Annotated in this window: 23 protein-coding genes; 11 read left to right on the top strand and 12 right to left on the bottom strand. The window is 62.0% G+C overall.

Annotated features, from left to right (window positions below; genetic code table 11):
• Positions 1-7: 7 nt before the first annotated feature.
• Complete coding sequence (locus ACBG85_RS04110) at positions 8-178, bottom strand: rubredoxin (RefSeq protein ID WP_073512034.1); 171 nt, start codon at positions 176-178, stop codon at positions 8-10.
• Entirely contained in the window at positions 175-1350 is a 1176-nt protein-coding gene (locus ACBG85_RS04105) for an alkane 1-monooxygenase (RefSeq protein ID WP_042449407.1), read from the bottom strand. The genes ACBG85_RS04110 and ACBG85_RS04105 overlap by 4 nt, the downstream gene beginning before the upstream one ends.
• Before the next feature lie 359 nt (positions 1351-1709).
• Here ACBG85_RS04105 and ACBG85_RS04100 point away from each other — a divergent pair, with 359 nt between their 5' ends.
• A complete protein-coding gene (locus ACBG85_RS04100) occupies positions 1710-2024 on the top strand; it encodes an HIT family protein (protein ID WP_202975892.1) in 315 nt (104 codons plus the stop codon).
• A gap of 139 nt (positions 2025-2163) precedes the next feature.
• A complete protein-coding gene (locus tag ACBG85_RS04095) occupies positions 2164-3771 on the top strand; it encodes an FAD-dependent monooxygenase (protein WP_372026284.1) in 1608 nt (535 codons plus the stop codon).
• Here the strand turns inward: ACBG85_RS04095 and ACBG85_RS04090 are convergent.
• From ACBG85_RS04090 to ACBG85_RS04065, 6 genes are read right to left on the bottom strand one after another with little or no spacing between them, the layout of a single operon-like run.
• Complete coding sequence (locus ACBG85_RS04090; RefSeq protein WP_064075143.1) at positions 3758-4246, bottom strand: VOC family protein; 489 nt, start codon at positions 4244-4246, stop codon at positions 3758-3760. The two genes, ACBG85_RS04095 and ACBG85_RS04090, sit on opposite strands and share 14 nt — an antisense overlap.
• Complete coding sequence (locus tag ACBG85_RS04085; RefSeq protein WP_064075142.1) at positions 4243-4995, bottom strand: SDR family NAD(P)-dependent oxidoreductase; 753 nt, start codon at positions 4993-4995, stop codon at positions 4243-4245. The genes ACBG85_RS04090 and ACBG85_RS04085 overlap by 4 nt, the downstream gene beginning before the upstream one ends.
• A 3-nt stretch (positions 4996-4998) precedes the next feature.
• Complete coding sequence (gene dmpG, locus ACBG85_RS04080; protein WP_007734084.1) at positions 4999-6042, bottom strand: 4-hydroxy-2-oxovalerate aldolase; 1044 nt, start codon at positions 6040-6042, stop codon at positions 4999-5001.
• Complete coding sequence (locus ACBG85_RS04075; RefSeq protein WP_054826815.1) at positions 6039-6941, bottom strand: acetaldehyde dehydrogenase (acetylating); 903 nt, start codon at positions 6939-6941, stop codon at positions 6039-6041. Before ACBG85_RS04075 ends, dmpG begins: the two co-directional genes overlap by 4 nt.
• 8 nt (positions 6942-6949) lie before the next feature.
• Entirely contained in the window at positions 6950-7735 is a 786-nt protein-coding gene (locus ACBG85_RS04070) for a 2-keto-4-pentenoate hydratase (protein ID WP_042449395.1), read from the bottom strand.
• Positions 7736-7738: 3 nt separating this feature from the next.
• A complete protein-coding gene (locus tag ACBG85_RS04065) occupies positions 7739-9337 on the bottom strand; it encodes an FAD-binding protein (RefSeq protein WP_064075141.1) in 1599 nt (532 codons plus the stop codon).
• Between the two features lie 115 nt (positions 9338-9452).
• Here ACBG85_RS04065 and kstD point away from each other — a divergent pair, with 115 nt between their 5' ends.
• From kstD to ACBG85_RS04050, 3 genes are all read left to right on the top strand, one after another.
• On the top strand, positions 9453-11177 hold the full coding sequence (gene kstD / locus ACBG85_RS04060) for a 3-oxosteroid 1-dehydrogenase (protein ID WP_007734077.1): 1725 nt from the start codon (positions 9453-9455) through the stop codon (positions 11175-11177).
• On the top strand, positions 11167-12024 hold the full coding sequence (locus ACBG85_RS04055; RefSeq protein WP_064075140.1) for a MaoC/PaaZ C-terminal domain-containing protein: 858 nt from the start codon (positions 11167-11169) through the stop codon (positions 12022-12024). The genes kstD and ACBG85_RS04055 overlap by 11 nt, the downstream gene beginning before the upstream one ends.
• A gap of 69 nt (positions 12025-12093) precedes the next feature.
• On the top strand, positions 12094-13857 hold the full coding sequence (locus ACBG85_RS04050; RefSeq protein WP_372026279.1) for a cholesterol oxidase substrate-binding domain-containing protein: 1764 nt from the start codon (positions 12094-12096) through the stop codon (positions 13855-13857).
• A 136-nt stretch (positions 13858-13993) separates the two neighbouring features.
• Here the strand turns inward: ACBG85_RS04050 and ACBG85_RS04045 are convergent, their stop codons facing one another.
• Entirely contained in the window at positions 13994-14230 is a 237-nt protein-coding gene (locus ACBG85_RS04045) for a hypothetical protein (protein WP_007734072.1), read from the bottom strand.
• Between the two features lie 484 nt (positions 14231-14714).
• Between ACBG85_RS04045 and ACBG85_RS04040 the strand changes: the two genes are divergently transcribed.
• From ACBG85_RS04040 to ACBG85_RS04025, 4 genes are all read left to right on the top strand, one after another.
• Positions 14715-15002, top strand: a complete 288-nt coding sequence (locus ACBG85_RS04040) for a MerR family transcriptional regulator (protein ID WP_003945791.1) — start codon at positions 14715-14717, stop codon at positions 15000-15002.
• Between the two features lie 133 nt (positions 15003-15135).
• Positions 15136-16323 carry a serine hydrolase domain-containing protein gene (locus ACBG85_RS04035; RefSeq protein WP_372026277.1) on the top strand — a complete coding sequence of 396 codons (1188 nt, stop codon included), beginning with the start codon at positions 15136-15138 and terminating at the stop codon, positions 16321-16323.
• 188 nt (positions 16324-16511) lie between these two features.
• Positions 16512-17321: a PE-PPE domain-containing protein gene (locus ACBG85_RS04030; protein WP_003945630.1), complete on the top strand. Its 810-nt coding sequence runs from the start codon at positions 16512-16514 to the stop codon at positions 17319-17321.
• Between the two features lie 82 nt (positions 17322-17403).
• Complete coding sequence (locus ACBG85_RS04025; protein ID WP_372026275.1) at positions 17404-18252, top strand: sterol desaturase family protein; 849 nt, start codon at positions 17404-17406, stop codon at positions 18250-18252.
• A gap of 18 nt (positions 18253-18270) precedes the next feature.
• Here the strand turns inward: ACBG85_RS04025 and ACBG85_RS04020 are convergent, their stop codons facing one another.
• Both ACBG85_RS04020 and ACBG85_RS04015 read right to left on the bottom strand, forming a co-directional pair.
• Positions 18271-19578 (bottom strand): FtsX-like permease family protein, encoded by a 1308-nt coding sequence (locus tag ACBG85_RS04020; RefSeq protein WP_064111313.1) that lies wholly within the window; start codon positions 19576-19578, stop codon positions 18271-18273.
• Positions 19575-20420 carry an ABC transporter ATP-binding protein gene (locus ACBG85_RS04015; RefSeq protein WP_054188043.1) on the bottom strand — a complete coding sequence of 282 codons (846 nt, stop codon included), beginning with the start codon at positions 20418-20420 and terminating at the stop codon, positions 19575-19577. The genes ACBG85_RS04020 and ACBG85_RS04015 overlap by 4 nt, the downstream gene beginning before the upstream one ends.
• Between ACBG85_RS04015 and ACBG85_RS04010 the strand changes: the two genes are divergently transcribed.
• The gene (locus ACBG85_RS04010; RefSeq protein WP_065456243.1) at positions 20395-21144 is read left to right on the top strand and encodes an AraC family transcriptional regulator; all 750 of its coding nucleotides are present in this window, start codon (positions 20395-20397) and stop codon (positions 21142-21144) included. The genes ACBG85_RS04015 and ACBG85_RS04010 overlap by 26 nt on opposite strands.
• Before the next feature lie 9 nt (positions 21145-21153).
• Here ACBG85_RS04010 and zapE read toward each other — a convergent pair whose 3' ends face one another.
• Positions 21154-22101 carry a cell division protein ZapE gene (zapE, locus tag ACBG85_RS04005; protein ID WP_372026270.1) on the bottom strand — a complete coding sequence of 316 codons (948 nt, stop codon included), beginning with the start codon at positions 22099-22101 and terminating at the stop codon, positions 21154-21156.
• 111 nt (positions 22102-22212) lie between these two features.
• Here zapE and ACBG85_RS04000 point away from each other — a divergent pair, with 111 nt between their 5' ends.
• The gene (locus ACBG85_RS04000) at positions 22213-22779 is read left to right on the top strand and encodes a TetR/AcrR family transcriptional regulator (RefSeq protein WP_063315041.1); all 567 of its coding nucleotides are present in this window, start codon (positions 22213-22215) and stop codon (positions 22777-22779) included.

Below are 22779 nucleotides of genomic sequence, written 5' to 3'. Positions count from 1 at the left end.
AGTTCGATCAGGATTGCGCGACGAGCGTGAAGTCGACCTTCTCGCGGACGCCGCAGTCGGGGCAGCACCAGTCGTCCGGGATACTCGACCACGGCGTACCTGGCGGAAAGCCCTCTCGCGCAGCGCCTGTCGATTCGGTGTACGTGTAGTCGCAGATCGGGCAGATGTAGGAGTTCATGCATTCACCCCGTAGGACGCGAGGATCTTGGCGCGCTTCTTCGGCGCGATGTTGACCTGGGTGATGTCACCTCGGTAGTGCTCGAGGACGCGGTGGTCCATCACCTTGCGCCACAGGGGTGGAACGGTGGCGAGCATGATCATGCTGGCGTAGCCGCTCGGGAGCTGAGGGGCCTCTTCCATACTGCGAAGCGCCTGGTAACGACGTGTCGGATTCGCATGGTGATCGCTGTGCCGCTGCAGGTGATAGAGAAAGACGTTGGTGCAGATGCGATCACTGTTCCAGCTGTGTGCCGGCGTGCATCGCTCGTACCGTCCGCTTGCGGTTTTCTGACGTAGGAGTCCGTAGTGCTCGAGGTAGTTGATCGCTTCGAGCAGCGAAAACCCGATGAACGCCTGGATCACGAGGTACGGCGCGATGCCGATCCCGAACACTGCAAGCGCGACACCGAACAGAACAACCGACATGAGCCAGGCGTTGAGCACGTCGTTCTTGATGCTCCAGTGCGTGGTGCCCAAACGCTCGAAGCGGGTCTTCTCGAGATGCCACGCCGACTTCAATCCCCCGCCGACGCTGCGCGGCCAGAAACCGTAGAGGGTCTCACCGAAGCGCGAGGTCGCCGGATCTTCCGGAGTCGACACTCGCACATGGTGGCCACGGTTGTGCTCGAGGTAGAAGTGACCGTAAGCACTCTGTGCGAGAACGATTTTGGACAACCAGCGCTCGACGCTCTCCTTCTTGTGCCCGAGTTCATGGGCTGTGTTGATGCCGATTCCGGCCGTCACACCGATCGTCACTGCGAGTCCGATATTGGAGAGAACGCTCAAATCCCAACGCGCCCAGATGTAGCAGGACAGGAAGAAGGCCGTGTACTGCAGCGGCAGATAGGCGTAGGTGCACCACCGGTAGAAGCGGTCGTTCTCGAGTTCGTCGATCACCTCGTCGGGCGGATTCTTCCCGTCCTCACCCGCCAGGATGTCGATGACGGGAATGAGAGCAAACGCGATCAGTGGGCCGGTCCACCAGAAGACATTCCATCCGGTGGCGGTAACAAGCCCCACGGCGATGAAAGTTGCCGATGACGGAATCAGCGCCAACAGCCACAAGTAGCGTTTCCGGTCTCTCCAAGTTGCGAGCCGACCATCTGGCTCGGTGTACACCAACGCCGCCATCGAATTCTCCAGTTCTCGTTCGGATCAGTGAGTGCGTCCTGCGCGGTAATCCGCGACACGAACAACATCTATGTATAGAGAGTGGACAAATGATGGCGTTTTGTCAACGATTTTCAAGGTAAAACTTTTACAAACATGTCAATTTGTACATCTAGATGAACCCTCCGTTCGGGCTGATCGCAAATCTTCCGCCACCGCGCCACCCTCGCTACAAAAGTGGAATGGGGACGTCAACGTGCGCAATATGCGCCAAACACCGAGGAACAGGCCCGCTCGTCAGCCCTCGAATATTCGAGGACGACTTCGTCGTTGTCTCCCATCGGCCCCCTCCACCACACGGACGTTCGGTTCCTGGATATGTGTTCGTCGAGACCCGTCGACACGTGTCCGGGTTGCCTTCACTATCCGAACCTGAAGCACTCGCCATCGCACACGCGGTCTGGTGCGTCTCACGTGCCCTCGACTCGGAATTGACTCCGGAATTCGTGTTCTCCGCGATCGCTGGGCTAAGCGTCCCCCACTTTCATCAGCACGTTTTCGTCAGGCCTTTCGGCGCTCCGAGTTCAGTGAGTTGGAACGACGTCGATTCATGGGACGACGCGCCACGCGTCGACGAGGTCGAGCTCACGCTTCTGTGCAGGAGAATCGCGCTCGGCTTCGAAGACGAGCAATAGCGCAAAACAGTCGGTGCGCGGACGGACAGTCGGCGCGAGACACAACCTCTCGATGTCCGATTTGCGCGAATTTCCCCAAAACGAAAGTTCGCTTACCCATACTGAAATGACCGACTGTCCCCGACGTGAGTGGGTCCTCATGGATACCGACGTATTGGTAGCGGGCGCCGGCCCGATCGGCTTGACCACCGCGATCGAGCTGCGCAGACGCGGTATCTCCTGTCGAATAGTCGACCCCCTCGACGAACCGCGGCAATACGCGAAAGCCGTCGGGATTCAGCCACGCACTCTCGAACTCTTCGAGAACATGGGGGTGCTCCGCCAGGCACTCGACGCCTCGACATTGATGCGCGGTCAGATCATGTACACGAACGGCGTCGAGGTCGGCCGCGTCGACCTCACCCTCCCCGAGGACGTTCCTTACTGGTTTCTCTGCCTGCCTCAGTACTCGACGGAGCGCATCCTCACCGAGCGCCTCACCGAGTTGGGAACAACCGTCGAACGCGGAGTCGGCCTCACTGCATTCGAACAATCCGACGACGCCGTCACCTGCACCCTCAGCGACGGCAGCACCGTGAACGTCCAGTATCTGGTGGGTTCCGACGGCGCTCACAGCGTGGTCCGCAAAGGGCTTGGCCTGAGCTTCGAGGGCGGCGCGTTTGCGGAAAGCTACATGCTCGGTGACGTCGAAGTCGACTGGTCGATCCCCAGCGGCTACTCCGTCCGCGCCAACCACACCACCGACGACGGAACCACCGACGACCTACTCGTCTGCATCCCACTTCCCGGACACAAGCGGTACCGCATGTCGATGCTCGTTCCGGACGAGTTGATGCCGGGCGAATCGTCGAACAAAGCCGCTGTACAACACGGTTTTTCAACCGGCAAGAAACCGGAACTCCATCACATCCAGGCCGTGCTCGACAGACTGTCCCCAGAACCGACAACCGCCTCGATGCTGCGATGGTCCTCGGTCTTCCGCATCAGCCACCGCATCGTCGACGCTTACGGTCGCGGACGGGTTTTTGTCGCCGGCGACGCCGCGCACATCCATCCCCCGACTGGCGCGCAGGGCATGAACACCGGGATCCAGGACGCCCACAATCTTGCGTGGAAGATAGCGCTCGCCGTCAAAGGCGTTGCAACAGCAGATCTTCTCGAGACCTACGATGCCGAAAGACGGCCGGTCGGTGAAGAAGTCGTCGGGATGACCGTCCGAAATGCTCGAGAAGGAATCGGTTCGGGAGAGTCTTCCATCGACACGGCAATGCGGCGCCAGGCTCAATTGTTGATCGACTACTCGGAGAGTCCGCTGAACACCGGGCGTAATTCTTCGAGTCCACACGTTCAACCGGGCGAGCGTGCACCCGATGCACGCGGAATGCGCCGAGACGGTGTGCAGTATCCAATTCGGTTGTTCGACTTGCTGTCAGGAGTCGACCACACGTTACTGCTGACTTCGGACGGATCCGCGGAGAGCATCAACAGCTTGGAGAAGGTCGCCGACGCCGCAATTCGATCAGCGCACGGCTTGCTGGACGTCTACGCGATAGTGCCACCGGGAACCGTGACCGTCGACTCGCTGGTGCCGATCATCGAGGACAACGCCTCGCAACTGTGCGCCGCGTATGGGGTCGAAGGTACGGCGGCGCTGGTCATTCGCCCCGACGGCTACCTCGGATTCCGTGGTCACCCGGAGAACGTTTCCGATTACTTCACGAAAGTGTTTGCCGTCAATCAGGAATGAGCGAAGCGAACATCAACCGAATCTCGGGCGAGAGCTTCATCAACTCGACGTATCCACCCAACGGCCCGGCATCGAGGTAGGAGAAGTCCATGCCGGCGCCCTCTACCCGACCTTGTTGCACCACCGACATTCCGCGACGTTCGGCCTCGAGCAACGTCGCCTCGTAATCGCCTGGAACCCAAGCCATGTGATGAACTCCGACGCCGTGAGTCTCCAGGAACTCCGTGTACAGGTTGCGTCCGGACACTGGTTGGATCAACTCGAGCTGTTGGCTGCCCGCATATCCGATCGACACGTGAACGACATAGTCCGCGGGCTCACCTCGATACGTTGTGCTCTCGGGACCAAAGGCGATGTCTGGCATACGTAGCCATCGCTCCACTCCCCACTGCCGAGTGAACTCCTGTTCGGCGGCCTCGATCTCCTCGACCACCCAGCAGATCTGGAAGATCGGTCCCGAGACCAACGGGGTCATGCCATTTTTCCGTTGTCCACCGAGTAGACGGCCCCGTGTATCGCCGCGGCGTCGTCGGAGGCAACGAAAGCCACCATCTTCGCAACGTCCTCGGCTTCCATCAAGCCACGTGGCGAGGCAACCTTCATGACGAGGTCGAAGTCGACTCCGTCGGGGAAGGTGAATCCGGTAACTTGAGGAGTCATCATGCCGCCGGGGCAGATTGCGTTGACACGCAGAGACTTTCCGGTGAACTCCATCGCCATCGCTCGGGTCAGTCCGATGAGTCCGTGCTTGGCAGCACAGTATCCAGCCGAGTACGCCTGCCCTTCCAGCCCCGCGATCGAGGAGACGTTGACGATGTTGCCGCCCCGTTCCAGCAAGTGCGGCAGTGCTGCTCGGGAAAGGAAGAACGGTCCGTTCAGATTGACCGCAAGGTCATGTGCCCATTCGGAATCCGCAATATCCGCCGTATGACGAAGCGAGTGCGATCCCGCCACGTTGACGAGGATGTCGATACCACCGAGTTCGTCGACACACGCTTGCACGGCCGCATCACACTGAGCGGAATCCGAGACGTCCGTCGCCGCGAAACGACGCTCTCCATCCGCGCCGACCACCTCGACCATCGACTGTCGCAGCTTTTCCTTTTCGCGGGCGATACCGAAAACCTCCGCGCCCCTGCGGTGGAGAATCTCGGTGACGGCGCGCCCCAACCCTGAGGACGCGCCGGTCACCAAGGCCACTTTTCCGGCCAGCACGTCTGCCATGGGCTAGGAAGCCGCTGCTTCGCGCTGGAGTTCCAGCGCAATGTCGATCAACTGATCTTCCTGTCCGCCGACCAACTTGCGCTTACCTGCGCGCACCAACAGTTCCGCGGACGACACTCCGTACCGCTCGGCCTGACGCTCGGCATGCTTGAGGAAGCTCGAGTACACGCCGGCGTAGCCCATCATCAGTGCCTGACGATCGAGCAGGCACTCCTGCGGCATTGCCGGGCGCACAACGTCTTCGGCTGCATCGGCGATCGCGAAGAAGTCGATACCGGTCTTGACTCCGATCTTGTCGCAGACACCGACAAACGCCTCGACCGGGGCGTTGCCGGCGCCGGCACCGAACCGACGGGTACTACCGTCGATCTGCTTGGCTCCCGCACGAACTGCCGCAATGGAATTGGCGACGCCCAGGCCCAGGTTCTCATGTCCGTGGAAGCCGACCTGAGCGTCGTTGCCGAGTTCCTGAACCAGCGCCTCGACGCGATCGGATACCTGCTCGAGCACAAGTGCGCCGGCGGAGTCGACCACGTACACACACTGGCAACCCGCGTCGGCCATGATGCGAGCCTGCTTGGCCAGCTTCTCCGGCGGAATCGAGTGAGCCATCATGAGGAATCCGACTGTTTCGAGTCCACGCTCACGCGCGAGGCCGAAGTGCTGGATGGATACGTCTGCCTCGGTGCAGTGAGTTGCGATGCGGCAGATGGACGCACCGTTGTCCTGTGCGATGACGATGTCGTCCTTGATGCCCAGTCCGGGCAGCATCAGGAAGGCGATCTTCGCGTTGGTCGCCGTCTCGACTGCAGCTTTGATCAGTTCCTGCTCGGGAGTCTTCGAGAAGCCGTAATTGAAGGAGGACCCGCCGAGGCCGTCGCCGTGAGTGACCTCGATGACCGGCACTCCGGCTCCGTCGAGGGCACCGACGATGGCTCGTACTTCGTCGACGGTGAACTGATGACGCTTGTGGTGGGAGCCGTCGCGCAGCGACGTGTCGGTGACGCGGATGTCCCAGCTCGAATCGAAATGAATCATGTCGCTCATGCCTTCACACTCAGAAGCTTCTGGGCGATTTCCTCGCCCACCTTGGTGGCTGCTGCCGTCATGATGTCGAGGTTGCCCGCGTACGGCGGCAGGAAATCGCCTGCGCCTTCGACCTCGACGAACGTGGTGACCGTTGCATAGCCACCGGAAACGACGCTCGGTTCGTCGAACTGCGGTTCGTTGAGCAACCGGTAGCCGGGCACGTACTGCTGGATGTCCTTGACGACGCGGTGAATGGAGTCGGTGATCGCGGCCTGATCGGCGTCTTCGGGGATAGCGCAGAAGATTGTGTCGCGCATGATCATCGGGGGGTCCGCGGGGTTGAGGATGATGATCGCCTTGCCGCGCTGTGCGCCGCCGATGGTCTCGATACCGCGGCTGGTGGTCTTGGTGAACTCATCGATGTTCGCGCGAGTTCCCGGGCCGGCGGACAATGATGCAACGGAGGCGACGATCTCGGCGTACGCCACGTCGACGACACGCGACACCGCGTAGACGATCGGAATGGTTGCCTGCCCACCGCAAGTGATCATGTTGACGTTGGGCGCGTCCAGGTGCTCACGCAGGTTCGCGGGCGGAACCACAGCCGGGCCGACCGCGGCCGGAGTCAGGTCGACGGCACGGATACCGGCGGCCTCGTAGCGTGGTGCTGCCTCGCGGTGCACGTATGCCGACGTCGCCTCGAAGACCAGGTCCGGTTTCTCCGCCTGGCTGAGCAACCAGTCGACGCCCTCGGCGGAGGTCTCGAGTCCCATCTTGCGGGCGCGCGCCAATCCTTCACTCTCGGGATCGATTCCGATCATCCATCGCGGTTCGAGCCACTCGGAACGCTGCAGTTTGTACAACAGATCGGTACTGATGTTTCCCGATCCGACGATCGCCACACTTGCCTTGGTCATGACTACTCCTACGTGAACTGAAGAGAGACGGAACCGAGGCCGCTGAACTCGGCTCGGAAGTTGTCGCCTGGATGAGCGTCGATCGCTCGCGTGCACGAACCCGGCAGAACGATGTCGCCGGCCTTGAGCCGAACTCCGAACGTGTCGACCTTCTGCGCCAACCACGCGACAGCGGTGACCGGGTTACCGAGAACCGCATCGCTGCGCCCCTCCGCAATCCGCTCCCCGTTGCAGGTCAGCACCGCGTCGATGGCCTTGATGTCGATGTCCGACGGGCGAACTCGTTCCTTGCCGAGGATGAACCCGGCGGAGGACGCGTTGTCCGCGATGGTGTCCGAGAGGCCGATCTTCCAGTCCTTGATCCGGCTGTCGATCAACTCGATGGACGGCGCATAGGCGACAGTAGCGTCGATGACGTCTTGTTCGGTGCACCCGGCGCCCGGCAGATCTGCTCCCAGAATGAAGGCGACCTCCACCTCGACGCGCGGGAAGCAGAAGCGCGACGTGTCGACCGGACGGTTCTCGAACTCTTCCATCTCGGCGAGCAGGTGACCGTAATCTGGCTCGTCTACGCCCATCATCTGCTGCATCGCCAGTGACGAGAGTCCGACCTTGTGTCCGACCACCTTTGCGCCACCGGCAACACGACGCCGGATGTTGATGAGCTGGATCTCGTAGGCGTCGACGACGTCGATGTCCGGATACGTGGCGATCAGCGGGCTGATCGGAGCGCGATCCCGTTCCGCCGAATCAAGATGGTCGGCAAGTTCGCCGCGGATCTGCGTCGAGAGCATCGTTCAGGCCTTTCCGACTGTGGAGAATGCGGCTGCGTGCTGACCGGCTCGTCGTCCGGAGAATACGCAGTCGGCGAGCGACAAGCCGCTCACATACGAGTTGGAACAGATACCGACCGCGGTACGGCCGGCGGCGTACAGACCAGGGATACCCTCCCCGGCCTCGTTTTTCACCATGCCGGACGATTCGTCGACCACCAATCCACCGAGCGTGAGCATCGGGCACGGATTCATCATGTTGGGCTTGATCGAGACGTCGTACATCGTGAACGGCGCAGACAGTATCGGCCTGACGAAGTCCGACGGTTTACCCATCGGATCAGGTTGTCCGGCAGCGGCAGCGGAGTTGTGCGCGTCGACGGTGGCTTGAAGGCCGGCGACGTCTATCCCCGCTTTGCGGGCGACCTCGGCAATGGTGTTGCCACGCACTGCAGTACGCATCATTCCGGTGGTCTGCACCCGCTGGAACCACATCGACTGGTCACCTATCTGCGATTTCGCTTCGCGAACGAGTTCGGAATCTGCCAGCAGCCAACCGATTCCGCTGCTCTTCTCCGCCATCGCCTGACCGAGAGCGGCACCGTAACGGGACTCGTCGACGATTCGCGCACCGGATTCACCCACCAAAATGGAACCGAGAAAAGCACTCGGCGGGACGATGAATCGCCAGGCGGACACATTGCCGAGCTTGTCGGTGGCTCCCCCGGCTTCGACACCGAGGTTGATGCCTTTGCCATCGTCCCCGGAGGTGCCGAGCGGGATACCGCCCTTGTAGGCGGGAGCATGGGTACGCATCATCTCGCGATTGGACACGAAGCCGCCGGCGCTGAGGATCACGCCGCCGCGTGCCTGGATACGAATCCGCTTGGCGTGCTTCTTCTCGATCTTCGCGATCAGTGCGTCGAGAATCGTGCGCAACTGCGGTGCGTAGACGCCGGGCTTGGAGGACAAGGACCCGAGCGTCGCGTGACGGCGACGAACTCCGGCGGGTGCGTCACGCAGCGTCAGTGCTTCGACGCCGATCACCCGGCCGTCCTCGATGATCAGCCGGTCCGCTCGCGTCTGGCCGAGCAACTGGACGCCCTTCGCCTCCGCGGACTTCGCGAGCGGGCCGTACAGCATCTTTCCCGACGTGCCACGCCCCTTGGCGCGATGACCACGCGGAGCAGGTTTTGCGATGTCACGGAACCCGCCGGCCGATTCGCTACCCGAGAAGTAGAGGTAGTGCTTGTTGCTCGGGTACGACGTCTTGTACGGACAGAGTGAGGCCTCGAACGGCACGCCGTGACTGCGCAGCCAGTCGATCGACGCCGGGCTCTCGTCGACGAACCGGCGCAGAGTCTGCGGCGTCACCGCGTCACCGACCTCGCGGTTCAGGTAGGCGAGCATGGCTTCGGGACTGTCCTCGACACCGGCTTCCTTTTGAATCACGGTGCCGCCGCCGGCGTAGTAGATTCCTCCGGAAATCGTGCTGGCACCACCACCGAGTGCTCGGTCGATTGCCAAAACCGACGAACCGGCCGCTACAGCTTCGAGCGCCGCACTGGCGCCCGCCACACCGAACCCGACCACAAGGACGTCAACCGAAGTATCCCAGGTCACACCGCACCATCCTCAATCTCACTGCAACGTGTTTCGTTATCAATGACAACGTCCGGAAATACTTCCTGGCAGAAAGCATGGACTGACACCCCCATCATTCTATAACGTGTTCTACATGAGCAAGCAGGAATACGACATCGTCGTCGTCGGCAGTGGTGCCGCAGGTATGACAGCGGCCTTGACCGCAGCCCACCAGGGCTTGAGTGTGGTCATCGTGGAGAAAGCCGCCCACTACGGCGGATCGACCGCCCGTTCCGGTGGTGGGGTCTGGATCCCCAACAACGAGGCACTTCAAGCGGACGGTGTCACCGATACACCGGAGGCCGCACGTTCCTACCTGCACAGCATCATCGGCGACGTTGTCGCTCCCGAACGCATCGACACCTATCTCGAGCGCGGTCCCGAGATGCTCTCGTTCGTGTTGAAGAACAGCCCGCTCGAGCTGCAGTGGGTTCCCGGCTACTCCGACTACTACCCGGAAGCACCCGGCGGACGCCTCGGTGGCCGCAGTGTCGAGCCCACCCCGTTCGACGGCAACAAGTTGGGCGCCGACCGCAAGAACCTCGAGCCCGACTACGTCAAGGCCCCCAAGAACTTCGTCATCACCCAGGCCGACTACAAGTGGCTCAACCTGCTGATGCGCAATCCTCGCGGACCCCTGCGCGCCATGAAGGTCGGCATGCGATTCCTCGCAGCGAAGGCCACCAAGAAGGATCTGCTGGTTCGCGGCCAGGCACTGGTCGCCGGTATTCGACTCGGACTTCAGTCCGCCGGAGTACCCATCCTGCTGAACACCCCGCTGACCTCCCTGTACACCGAAGACGGCGCAGTTCGCGGCGTCAACGTCATCGTCGACGGCGAGGAGCAGGTCATCCGCGCTCGCCACGGAGTCGTGTTGGGATCCGGCGGATTCGAGCACAACAAGGAAATGCGTGAGAAGTACCAGCGCGCACCGATCGGCACCGAATGGACCGTCGGCGCGAAGGCAAACACCGGCGACGGTATCCGCGCAGGCCAAGAAGTGGGCGCTGCAGTCGATTTCATGGACGACGCCTGGTGGGGCCCGTCCATTCCGCTGACCGGCGGACCGTGGTTCGCTCTCTCCGAGCGCACCCTCCCGGGCTGCATGATGGTCAACATGTCGGGCAAGCGCTTCGGCAACGAGGCGGCTCCGTACGTCGAGGCGACCCATGCGATGTACGGCGGTGAGTACGGTCAGGGCGAGGGCCCCGGCGAGAACATCCCGACGTGGATGATTCTCGATCAGCGCTACCGCAACCGTTACACGTTTGCCGGTATCACTCCCCGCTCCCCCTTCCCCGGCCGCTGGCTCAAGGCCGGCATCGTGGTCAAGGCGGGAACCATCGCCGAATTGGCCGAGAAGACAGGGCTTCCCGTCGCATCGCTGACCGAAACCGTCGACCGGTTCAACGGCTTCGCACGCAACGGCAAGGACGAGGACTTCGGACGCGGTGACAGTGGTTACGACGCGTACTACGGCGATCCCCGACTGAAGAACCCCAGCCTCGCCGAAATCAGCAAGGCTCCGTTCTACGCCATCAAGATGGTTCCGGGTGACCTCGGCACCAAGGGCGGAATCTGCACCGACGTCAACGGCCGAGCATTACGCGAAGACGGAAGCGTCATCGACGGCCTCTACGCGGCTGGCAACGCGAGCGCTCCGGTCATGGGCCACACCTACGCCGGACCAGGCGCGACCATCGGTCCCGCAATGACTTTCGGCTACCTGGCCGTACTCGACATCGTCGAGCGTGCGAAGAAGGCCGAGACAACCGAAGCACCTGCAGCTGAAAAGACGGCGGTCGACCATGCCAATTGATCCGAAGATCGCACTCGGCGCCGAGCTTGCGCCACAAGAGTTCTCGTGGACCCCGTCGGACGTGCAGCACTACCACTTGGCACTGGGGGCAGGCGCTCGTCCGCTTGATCCGAACGAGCTTCGGTACCTCGACGACGAAAAGCCTCAGGTACTACCCACCTTTGCCACCGTCGCCGCCAACTTCCACGCCACCGAAGCGCCGAAGGTGTCGTTCCCCGGCGTCGAAATCGATCTGGCGAAGGTGGTGCACGGAAGCCAGGAAGTGACTGTCCATCAGCCGATCCCGGCAAGTGGAAGTGGCCGCACCACAACTCGAATCGCCGAGATCTGGGACAAGGGCAAGGCCGCGGTGATCGTGCAGGAATCCGTCACGGTTGACGCCGAGGGCAACCCGCTGTGGACAGCTCGCTCGTCCATTTTCGCCCGCGGCGAGGGTGGTTTCGAGGGTGAACGTGGTCCGTCGGAGTCGATTACGCTTCCGGATCGCGAAGCAGATGAGACAGTGGTGACGCCTGTGCTTCCACAGCAGGCTTTGCTGTACCGGATGTGTGGTGATCGGAATCCGTTGCACTCGGATCCGCAATTCGCCTCCGCGGCAGGCTTTCCAGCGCCTATCCTGCATGGACTGTGTACTTACGGAATGGTCTGCAAGACCGCAGTGGATACCATGCTCGACGGCGACAGCAGTCGGGTAGCCGGATTTCGGGCCCGCTTTGCCGGGGTCGTATTTCCCGGCGAGAACTTGAGTATCCAGATCTGGAAAGACAATGGGCGACTCCTGATCTCAGCTTCCGTACTGGAGCGCGAAGCTCCTGCCCTGGCTGACGTAGTTCTCACTCTTGTCTGATACCAACCTGTCTGATACCCACCTGTTAGAACTCACCGTAGTTCTCGAACCCGATGGAGTAGCCCGAAGATGACGGCACAAGACGAAAAGTTCCGACTGTCCCGACGAGGTTTCATGGCCGCTGGAGCCGGCGCCGTGGCAGCGACCGCATTCGCCGGCTGGACGCCGGCCTATGCCGTCCCCGCCGGCTCCTCCGGCTCCGCGGGTGGTCCTGTCTCCACCCTCACGCCGCCGCCTGCCTTCCCCGAAGGCATCGCGCTGTACCAGCAGGCATATCAGAACTGGTCCAAAGAGATCATGCTCGACGCGATCTGGACCTGTTCGCCCAAGACGCCCGAAGACGTAGTCCGCCTCGCGAACTGGGGCCATGCCAACGGCTACACCATTCGTCCCCGCGGTGCCATGCACGGCTGGACGCCGCTGACCATCGTCAACGGTGCGCCGGTCGACAAGGTCATCCTCGCCGACACCACGGTCCACCTCACCGGCGTCTCCGTCAACGCCGGTGGCAGCCCAGCCACCGTCACCGCAGGACCCGGCGCGACCCTCGACGCCATCACCACCGCACTGCAGGCACAGGGCCTCGGGTTCGCGAACCTGCCGGCGCCGGGTGTGTTGACCATTGCCGGCTGCCTCGCCGTCGACGCTCACGGCGCAGCTCTTCCCGCCGAAGGCGAAGCACACGTTCCCGGACAGACTTTCGGCTCACTCTCCAACCTCGTCACGTCCCTGACCGCAGTGGTCTGGAACGGCAGCGAGTACGCACTGAAGACGTATGCACGTAGCGACGCGGCGATCAAGCCGCTGCTGACTCACCTCGGACGCACCTTCCTCACCTCCGTCACCTTGCAGGCCGCCCCCAACTACCGCATGCGCTGCGTCAGCCACACCGACATCGGTTGGCAGGAACTCTTCGGCGCCCGCGGAGCGCCCGGACGCACCTTCGAGAAGTTCGTCCGCGAAAACGGTCGCGCAGAAGCAATCTGGTACCCCTTCACCGAACGCCCGTGGATGAAGGTGTGGTCACTTGCACCCACCAAGCCGCCGTTCTCGCGTGAGGTGACCGGACCGTACAACTACATCTTCTCCGACAACCTCCCGGAGCCGGTCACCGACATGATCGGCCAGATCAACTCCGGAAACCCGGGCATCGCACCGGCATTCGGGCAGATCATGTACGCCACCACCGTTGCCGGACTCGCCGCGACGTTCTCCAACGACCTGTGGGGATGGTCCAAGGACGTCCAGTTCTACATCCGGGCCACCACCCTGCGCCTGACCGAGGGCGGCGGAGCCGTCATCACCTCGCGCGCCAACATCGGCCAGGTCATCCACGACTTCACCCAGTGGTTCAACGGCCGCATGGAGTACTACCGCTCTATCGGACAGTTCCCCCTCAACGGCCCCGTCGAAATCCGTTGCTGCGGCCTCGATCAACCGTCGGATGTCGAGGTCGACTCGGCAGGCGCCCCCACCATCTCGGCCATGCGCCCGCGCCCCGACCATCCGGAATGGGACACCGCCATCTGGCTCAACGTCCTCGGCGTCCCCGGAACCCCCGGCATGTTCGCGTTCTACCGCGAAATGGAACAGTGGATGCGTAATCACTACAACAACAACGACGCCACCTTCCGCCCCGAGTGGTCCAAGGGCTGGGCGTTCGGCCCCGACAAGCCGTACACCGACACCCCGATCATCACCCAGGGCCTCCCCCAGACCTACCGCGACGGCGTCCCATCGAGCGACAACTGGGACACCGCCAACGCCGCATTCAACGCGTTGGATCCGCACAAGGTCTTCAGCAACACCTTCCTGGACCAGTTGCTGCCTTGAGGTTCAAGTACTGAGCGCACACTCTGACAACTCGACGGTCGTCGCCACTCCCCTTACTTTCGGGAGTGCGGCGGCCGTCGCGCGTTGCAGTGAGCGGGATGAAGGAGTCCCCCCGCATCCCGACGAGGCAGCTGCCTCAATCGCGATCAGGATGGATCGCCTCGTGCATACTTTCCACTGCCCTGGCGTGAGTTGAGAGCTCGGACCGAGCCGACCGAATCGTGGCGCTGTCGCTGCGTGCCCCCGGCTCGGACGACGACGAGTCCTCTCCGGGGTTCGGCGCGCCACCAGCTGGATGCTCGGAGGAGCCGGTGCGCTCTTCCCTCTCCGCGCGGGCGCGCAACAACGACTCGGACTTCGGGGTATTTCGCATCGGAGCATTGTCCCAGATCCATCTCCTATGACTCACATTGAGCGCTCTCACCCCCGGCGACCAGGCTGTTCCTGAATATCGACACCTAGAATGTTCGCAACAAAATATCTACAGCGGTCAGGGTAGACATTCTCGCGAGGCTGTTGTATCTTTTTTCTCGTAGCAAGGAACGAGTCAAGAGATGCGGGAGAGATGAACTACCCGCAAGCAGTACCGCAGGGCAGGGACGTGCCGGGGCCGAATTCGTGTGTGAGTGTGTAGTCGGACCCGGCACCCCCCTTCAAAGCGGCTACCGGATGTCTTGTGCGAGTCCGGAAGTTCGAAAGAATGCAGTTATGTAAGTAAGTTCAACCCCATCCGGCCCCCGGCGCTCCTCGCGCCGGGGGCCCCGTCCGTTCAGCGAAAGAAGCGAGCCATTCCGGCAGATACACCACCGGGGGACCCCTCCGGCAGATTCGACGACGAGAACTATCCTGCGTACAGCATGGGACATGCGGCCGAGATCCTCGGTGTCAGGCAAGCTTTCCTTCGTAGCCTCGATGCCGCGAAACTGCTTACCCCACAACGCTCTGAGGGCGGACATCGCCGCTACTCCCGCTACCAGCTGCGCATCGCAGCCCGCGCGCATGAACTCGTAGCCAACGGCACGGCGCTCGACGCGGCTTGCCGCATCATCATCCTCGAAGACCAACTCACCGAAGCCCGTCGCATCAACGCCGAGCTTCAGCAAGCGCAGGACCTGCGAGAGGAACCGGACGCGGCACCCGAATGAGGACTGCACTGGAACAGCAGTTGCGCCTATACGGTCGATCTGACCCCTCCTCCTTCCAACTGCGGTAAATTCGGCCAATTGGGACATTGCTCGGCGTCGGTTGCTCGATTTCCACATCGAAGGGATCGCAGGCATGACTTCCTCCCACCACCGCGCTCGGGTGCGGCTGTCTGCTCTGTCGATCGCCTTGACCGTTGCCATTGCAACCGCTGCGTGCAGTTCCGACGATGACTCCGCAACAAACACGGGCAGCGCCTCTCCCAGCACCTCGAGCAGTCGAGAATCCACCGAGATCACGGACATCGTCCGCCGCCAAGTGGCCGACTTGGGCCTCAGTGCCGCTGTGTTCGGGGTGTGGCGAGGCGACGACGAAGTTGCTCTCGGCGCCGTCGGAGAGTCCCCTGTCGGAGTTCCGGCGACAACCGACATGCAGTTGCGCGTCGGCCAACCGATGGAACCGATGCTCTCGACAGTCCTGCTGCAACTCGACGAAGAGGGAACGCTTCCCCTCGATAATCCGATCGCGAAGTGGGAACCGAACTTTCCACGCGCAGACACCATCACTCCGCGAATGCTGGCCAACAGCACGTCGGGCATCTCCGACTACGTGACCGATCCACAGTTCCTCAAACTCTTCACGGACAACCCGATGAAGGGCTGGACTTCTCGAGAGATCCTGGATCTTGCCAACTCCCGCCCGCCGTTGTTCGAACCCGGCACCAGTTGGGCGTACGCGCACAGCGACCTGACGCTGCTCGGCGACGTCATGGAGAAAGCGACTGGAAAACCGCTGGGCGAACTACTTCAGCAGCGCGTCTTCGATCCACTCGGGATGGATCACAGCAGCGTTGTACTCACGTCGCAGATGGACGAACCGATCCTGCACGGTTACACCAATGAACGTGGAGTATTCGAAGACTCCACTTTCTGGAATCCGACGGCGTTCCTGCACAGCGGAAACATGAACGCGCCTGTCGCCGACGTCGGAAAGTGGGTGCGCGCGCTGGGAACGGGAGAGTTACTCTCCGACAAGGCTTTCGAGCAGCAGATGGCGCCGACGACTGCGGGCTTGGGAAGTATGACGGCGGACAAGTTCTTTTCCTTCGGGACCGGGCACCTCGACGGCTGGCTGGTGATGAACCCGTCGTACGGCGGTTACAACGGTCTCGCGCTCTACTACCCCGATTCGAAGACGACGATCGTCGTCTACGCCACACTCGGGCCGACAACCAACGCGGACCTCAACAACGCCGTGTCGATGGGGAAGGAGATCGGAACCCTCCTCGAGCCGGATCACCCGCCGCAGGTACCGACGCCGTGACGCCCCACACACGCTGGTAGTAAACAGCGCCGGTCGGCAACTTCCTGTTTACGCACGGATTACCTCCAGGACTTATCGCCCCATCACCATTCTCTTCAGTACCGAACGAAACGCGTCGGACCGCGGGTTGTCTCGCCAGTGAACGAGAACGTAGATAGATGGGGACAGGCCCGATGAGGAAATACGCGATGTCAGTGGCATGCACGGTTGCAGTCACAGCGGGGGTGACTCTTGTGATGTCGGTACCTGCCGGAGCGGACCCGAATGACGGTGGGTCGTGCCCGGCCGGTGCGGTATTCGCGGTCGGCGGAACGTGGGATCCGACGGGACAAACGACGCAACCCGTCACCGACCGCTACGTCGCCCAGGGTTACGCCTCCAAGCCGGTGACCTACCCCGCCAGCTTCTGGCCGCTCGGCGAACAGACGTACGACCAGAGCGTTGCCGCCGGCGCCCAGACGCTTCGCACCGAAGTCAACGCTTTCCACGCTCAGTGCCCGGGCAGCGAGATCGTCGTCACCGGATACTCACAGGGAGCACGGATTGCCGGCGACGTTCTCGGTGACATCGCACGTGACGGATCCATTCCCCAATCGCAAGTCGAAGGCGTCCTCTACGCCGACCCTCGCAACTCGGCCGGGGGCATCGAAACCGTAGTGCCCAATGTCGTTCCGGGAGCGACGATGTCCGGAGCACGCGGCGGATTCGGAGACATCGCAGTGCAGGAAGTCTGCATCGAGGGTGACGGCATCTGCAACATGCCCAAGCCGCGTGATGCGCCCGAGGTGTTCGTGGATTCGGTCTTCGGCTACTTCACGAAGCACAACACCTACACGCCGATGATGTCCGAGCCCGCTCCGCCTGCTCCCCCGGCGCTGCCGCAGACACCGTCGGTGCCACTGCAACCGGCTGACGTCGCCACTGCGATCGTGACACGGGTCGTCGAGAACATCACTCCGTATCTGAGCGCTGCACTCGCCACCGTGCTGACGAAGTAACGCGACACCGCTTGTTCGGCTGACTGAAAGTCGACCGATTCGTACAAGTCGAGGACCACCCGCGCCGTGCACCATCGAATACATGCTCACCCTCATCGTCAGATACGGGTACGTCCCGTTCATGCTCTTGGGAATCAACGGAGCCGCAATCGCGCTGGCGGCATCCGGTGCGCCGAAATGGTCACTGGTGGCATTGATTCTCTTCGCAGTGGTCTGCTCTTTCGCGGCCGAACGGGCGCTTCCCTACGAATCTTCGTGGAATGCCCCGGGACCGGACAGGTTTCGCGACGCTGTCCATGCGTTTGTCAACGAATCCCTCATCTTGGTCAGCGTCGCGGTAATCCCGTTGATGGCCGCGGTGATTCCGTTCGACGGGCTGTGGCCGAGCGGTCTTCCGTTTGTCCTTCAGGTCGTCTTCGCAGTGTTGGTTGCCGATTTCGGCATCACCGTGGTGCATTTGATCAGCCACAAGGTTGGATGGTTGTGGCGTTTCCACGCGGTTCATCACAGCCTCGAACGGTTCTACGGTATGAACGGACTGATGAAGCACCCCGTGCATCAGACTTTCGAAACCGCCGGTGGCGTCCTGCCACTAATCCTCCTCGGGATGCCCGTTCCAGTTGCCTCGGCGCTCGCGGTTTGTGTCGCTGTCCAACTCCTGCTTCAGCATTCGAATGCCGACTACCGCATCGGCCCCCTGCGTCCGATACTCGCCCTCAACGCCGGCCACCGATTCCATCACCTGAAGTGGGCGGGAATCGGTGACGTCAATTTCGGTTTGTTCACTCTGATCTGGGATCACCTGCTCCGCACTTATTCTTTCGATCCGGAAAAGCGCTTCAGCAGTGACGATCTCGGAATGGCGGCCAAGCCCGACTACCCGGACGACTACCTCGGCCAGTTGGCCGAGCCGTTCCGGAGACAGAACTGACGGACGAGGGGCGGAGATTCAGCCCGCGAGTACCCGTCGCATGACGGGCTTGGCTGCAAACGCACTGGCCAACACCAACGCGATCCCCACAGCCAGGGTGACGCCCAACTGAACCAGCGCCATCGGAGTGGTCAATACGGCTGCCCCTGCCAGTGGGAAGAGGAACAGCAGTGCAGCGCCGGCACCGGCCAGTGCCATCACCACCACGGGAGTGCGAACGTGCCGCATGCGGGCGCTGTCCATCACCTCGACAGGTGTACCGGCCAGAGTCAGACTCCGATACAGCTCACGGTTGTCGAGGATCCCGGATACCTGGGTGAGCGCAGACGAGATTGCCGCCAACGTGAATGTTGCTCCGAGAGTGAACAACACCCCGGTTCTCATGTCCGCGAACAGGAACTCCTGCCCTGGCTGCACATCCTGCCCTTCCCCGTTGCCGATCGCGGCGAGGAGAGATGTGCCTGCGGCAACAAAGCTGGCCATCGTCACACCGCTGACCGTGCGCCACACAGCCTTCGGATTGTCCAAGACCCGACGCGCCGCAATCAGCGAAGCACCGTCTTTGGCGCATTTGAGCATGATCCGTCCAAGCAGCGAAATGACGAACGGACCGACCAACGCAACAACGCCGAAGCAGAGACCAAGGCCCACCAGGATTGCCGCGATGCTTGCCGCGGAGCCCCCGAATGCACTCCATCCCACAAGAACCCCCACCCCAGCCACCGCGAAGATCATCTTCGGTGCGGCGCTGGGATTGCCCGCCGTGACGCCCAACGGGCTCACGAACACCTGGCGCATCCCGAGCATCGACGTCAAAGCAGCCAGGATGGTCATTCCGAATACGATGCCCACCAGCGGAAGTGCGCCTACCCAAAGCTCACTCCACTCGAATGTCCGACCTTGAAATCTCAAGAGAGCTACGAGCGGCAACGCGAGGAGGTATCCCACCACACCGATCAACGCACCGGCCAAGCCCTGGATACCCGATTCCGCAGCGCACAGCGCAACGATCTGGCGAGGGGTGGATCCGATGAGTCGCAGCGAGGCAAGTCGTTCGTCGCGACGGCGCGCGCCCAAGCGGGCCGCCGCCAGGCCGAGAGTGACGGCTGGAACGATCATCAACACCGAAGCAACCCCTGCGAGTGCTAGGTACGCCTCGGCTTCGGGTTCGCTCGATCTGCCCGCGAATGCACCGTAGCCGCCGAGAACGGTGAGTAGCAAGGTCGTTGACGCGGCGAAGGCCGTTACGGGAAGCGCAAAGGTACTCAACGCCTTTCGGCCTTCACCTCGCACCGTCATCAATGCAACGCGCGCTGTGGCCTTCATGCCGCCACCTGTGTCCCGACGAGCGAACCGGCCTGCATCATCATCGTGCGATCACACCACCGGGCGACTTCGGCATCGTGGGTGACGACGACCAACGCAGAACCGATCTGTTGAGCCGAATCACGCAACACCCTCATCACTTCCCAACTCGTCTGCGCGTCGAGGGCACCGGTCGGCTCGTCCGCGAAGAGAACGGCGGGTTTGGTCACCAACGCTCGCGCAATCGCCACACGTTGCGACTGACCACCCGACATCTGACCCGGGCGACGGTCCTGCAGACCGTCCAGTCCCAATGGCGCGAAGAAGCCGTGCGCCGTCCGCTTGGCTTCGGCGATGGACAACCCGTTGAGCACCAAGGGCAAAGCGACGTTCTCGATCGCCGGAAGCTCCGGCAACAGTTGGCCCGATTGAAAAACGAATCCGTACGACTCGCGTCGGAGGCGGCTGCGGTCGTTCTCACCGAGGTTCTCGATATGCCTGCCGCTCAGCAGGATTGCTCCCGAGTCGGGCTTGACGATTCCTGACATGCAATGCAGCAGAGTCGACTTGCCCGACCCTGAAGGACCCATGATGGCCGTAGCAGTACCGGCGCGCACTTCCAGCGATACACCTCGGAGCACTGGAACGTCGCCGTACGACTTGCCCAGCGCGTGGACCGACAGGACTGCGGGTGCTTGTGCGTTGTTCATGATTCCACCTTCTCGTGAACCCCTCGCCAGCACATCGGCCCAGCGCACGATCTTCGGACTGAGCTCGGTCCTACCGGAGGATGACCGGACCCCGAGCTCTGTCAGGGTCGTCACTATGATTTCCGACATGACCTGGTCCGGCGCCGTCCACATGCAGCCCGGAATTCTCATGTTCACCGGCGCAGTGGGATCCGCGCACATGCATTCGCACGCCGCTGTTCAGATCATGATCATCGACGACGGGGACGTCACGGTCACGGACGGGGACGGCCACAGTGAAGTCGTGCGGTCCGTGGTCATTCCATCCGGGGCGGTCCACGCGTTGTCCGCCTCCGAGGGCGCGCGGGGACGAGCGATTTACGTGGACTCCACCACGGGAATGGGCCGGCGCATCAGGCCGCCTGTATCCGAGCACGGTGGTGTGGCCGACTGGTCGGACCGTGGGCGGACCGCAGTAGCGATGACGGACCGTGGCGCTGATTCGGATCTGGAATACGCAGCGAGGCTGATCGATTCACTGTCCGAAAGCAAGCAGCCGTCGAACGTACGCGCTCTTCACCCTGCACTCGAGCATGCTCTGACGATACTGCCCGAGCGACTTTCGGGGCCGATAACGGTGACGGACACCGCCGCGCTGGTCTCCATCTCGCCCGGCCGATTGGGAAGAATCTTCAACGATCAACTGCAGATGAGTTTTTCGACCTACATTCGTTGGTTGCGGCTACGACGCGCCATGGAAGTGATGAGCGGTGGCGCAAGCCTGACAACCAGTGCACACGAGGCCGGCTTCACCGACAGCGCCCATCTCAACCGGATCTGCCACAGCATGTTCGGACTCACGCCCAGCGCCGCGACCGGCGATCTCACCTGGAATTGACGCTGCTCCTCAACTGATGCTGCCCACCGCCGACCTCGCCAGTAGCGACAGACGACTGTAGAGGCGCGCCAACCCCGGCACGTCCCGGAGGCTGCCTGCCACTTCTTCGACGTAAGCGTCGGCGTAGATCGTCAGCCGCGCATCGACGTCATAGAGAACATCGACGACATTCGCGAAACGGCGAAGGGCAAATTCCGACGCCTCGGCGAGCACCGGCACTCCGAAGATCACCCAGTCGTCGAAGCGGGCGGCGAGCGCGAGGTAATCGGCAGCCGAGGTCGAACCAGTGCACAGCACCTCGAAGTCGAACCAGACGACACCGTCTCGAATCGCCGAGCACTCCAATGTGCGTGTGCCTATCGTCAATTCGACACTTTCGCCCGAAGGCCGCGTAATTCCCGAGCCGACGAGGAATTCCCCTGTCGCAAATCGGTAGTCCCCGGCACCTGGCTGTCCCGCCGTCCGATAGTCGACGGAGCCACCCAACTCGATCACCTCGAGAGTCCGTTCGATCAACTCGATCGACGGAACGAACTGCTCGTGAAAAAGCGGATTGGGAAGAAGATCGGTCGGCGGAACATTGGACGTGACGACAACAGTCACGCCTTTCGCGACGATTGTGTCGAGAACCCTTGCCATGAACATGGCGTCGGCGACGTCGTCGATGTGGAACTCGTCGAAACAGAGCACACGGATTCCATCGACGACGTGATCCAGTGCCACGCCCATCGAGCCGAGTTCATGCGCCCGAGAGTGCAGATCTGCAAAGAACCGATGAAAGTGAATGCGCCGCTTGCTGACCGGGAGCCTGTCGTAGAACTCGTCCATGAGCATCGTCTTCCCGCGGCCGACGCTACCCCAGAGATAGATCCCACCCCCGACCTCACCGCCCGAGATCCGGGCCTGCAGTGCGTCGAGGGCTTCGCGTGCCGCCAACTGCTCTTTGTCCAGTAGCATAAGACTCCTCTACGTCTGTAGAGTCGAGGCTAGTGATCGAAGGCAAATCGAGTCAATGTGACCCTCACGACGCACCATCTGCAGCATGCAACATCGACAACAAGGAACGATATGAAGCCTGATCGCAGAGCCCTCATCGCGGCATCCGCCGTCACGATCATCGCCGAGCAGGGCCCGCGTGCACTCACCCATCGGGCGGTTGATCAGTCCCTGGAACTTCCTGCCGGTTCGACGTCGTACTATTTCCGCACTCGCGAGGCACTACTCGAAGCAACCGCATTGCACATCGTGCACCGGTCACGTTCGATATTCGACGAACTCCGCGAGAGGCCCAGCGATCCTGCTGCCCTGACGGCCGAGTATCTCGATGATCTTCTCTCGCACCGCAGACACGAATTGATCGCGAGATATGCACTGCTCTTGGAAACTCCCCGAGATTCGGCATTGCACCAACTCCTCGAAGACAGCCTGTTTTCACGGGAGAAGGCAAGGCCTGTCTTCGACATCGTTGGCGTTGACGATCCTGACGTCGCCGCCGCAAATTTTCTGAGCCTTCTGGAGGGCTTGATCTTCGACTACTGCCTCGGAGCGCGTAGCCGAGATCCCCGCTCCTCCGAAACCGTTCGGCAACTTCGGATCCCGATCGACATCTATCTGCGCGGAGTTGGTTCCGCCTGA

It is taken from the genome of Rhodococcus sp. NyZ502 (genome assembly GCF_041464245.1).
In the GTDB taxonomy this organism is placed as follows: domain Bacteria; phylum Actinomycetota; class Actinomycetes; order Mycobacteriales; family Mycobacteriaceae; genus Rhodococcus_F; species Rhodococcus_F qingshengii.
This window is presented reverse-complemented; position numbering and strand designations above follow the sequence as displayed.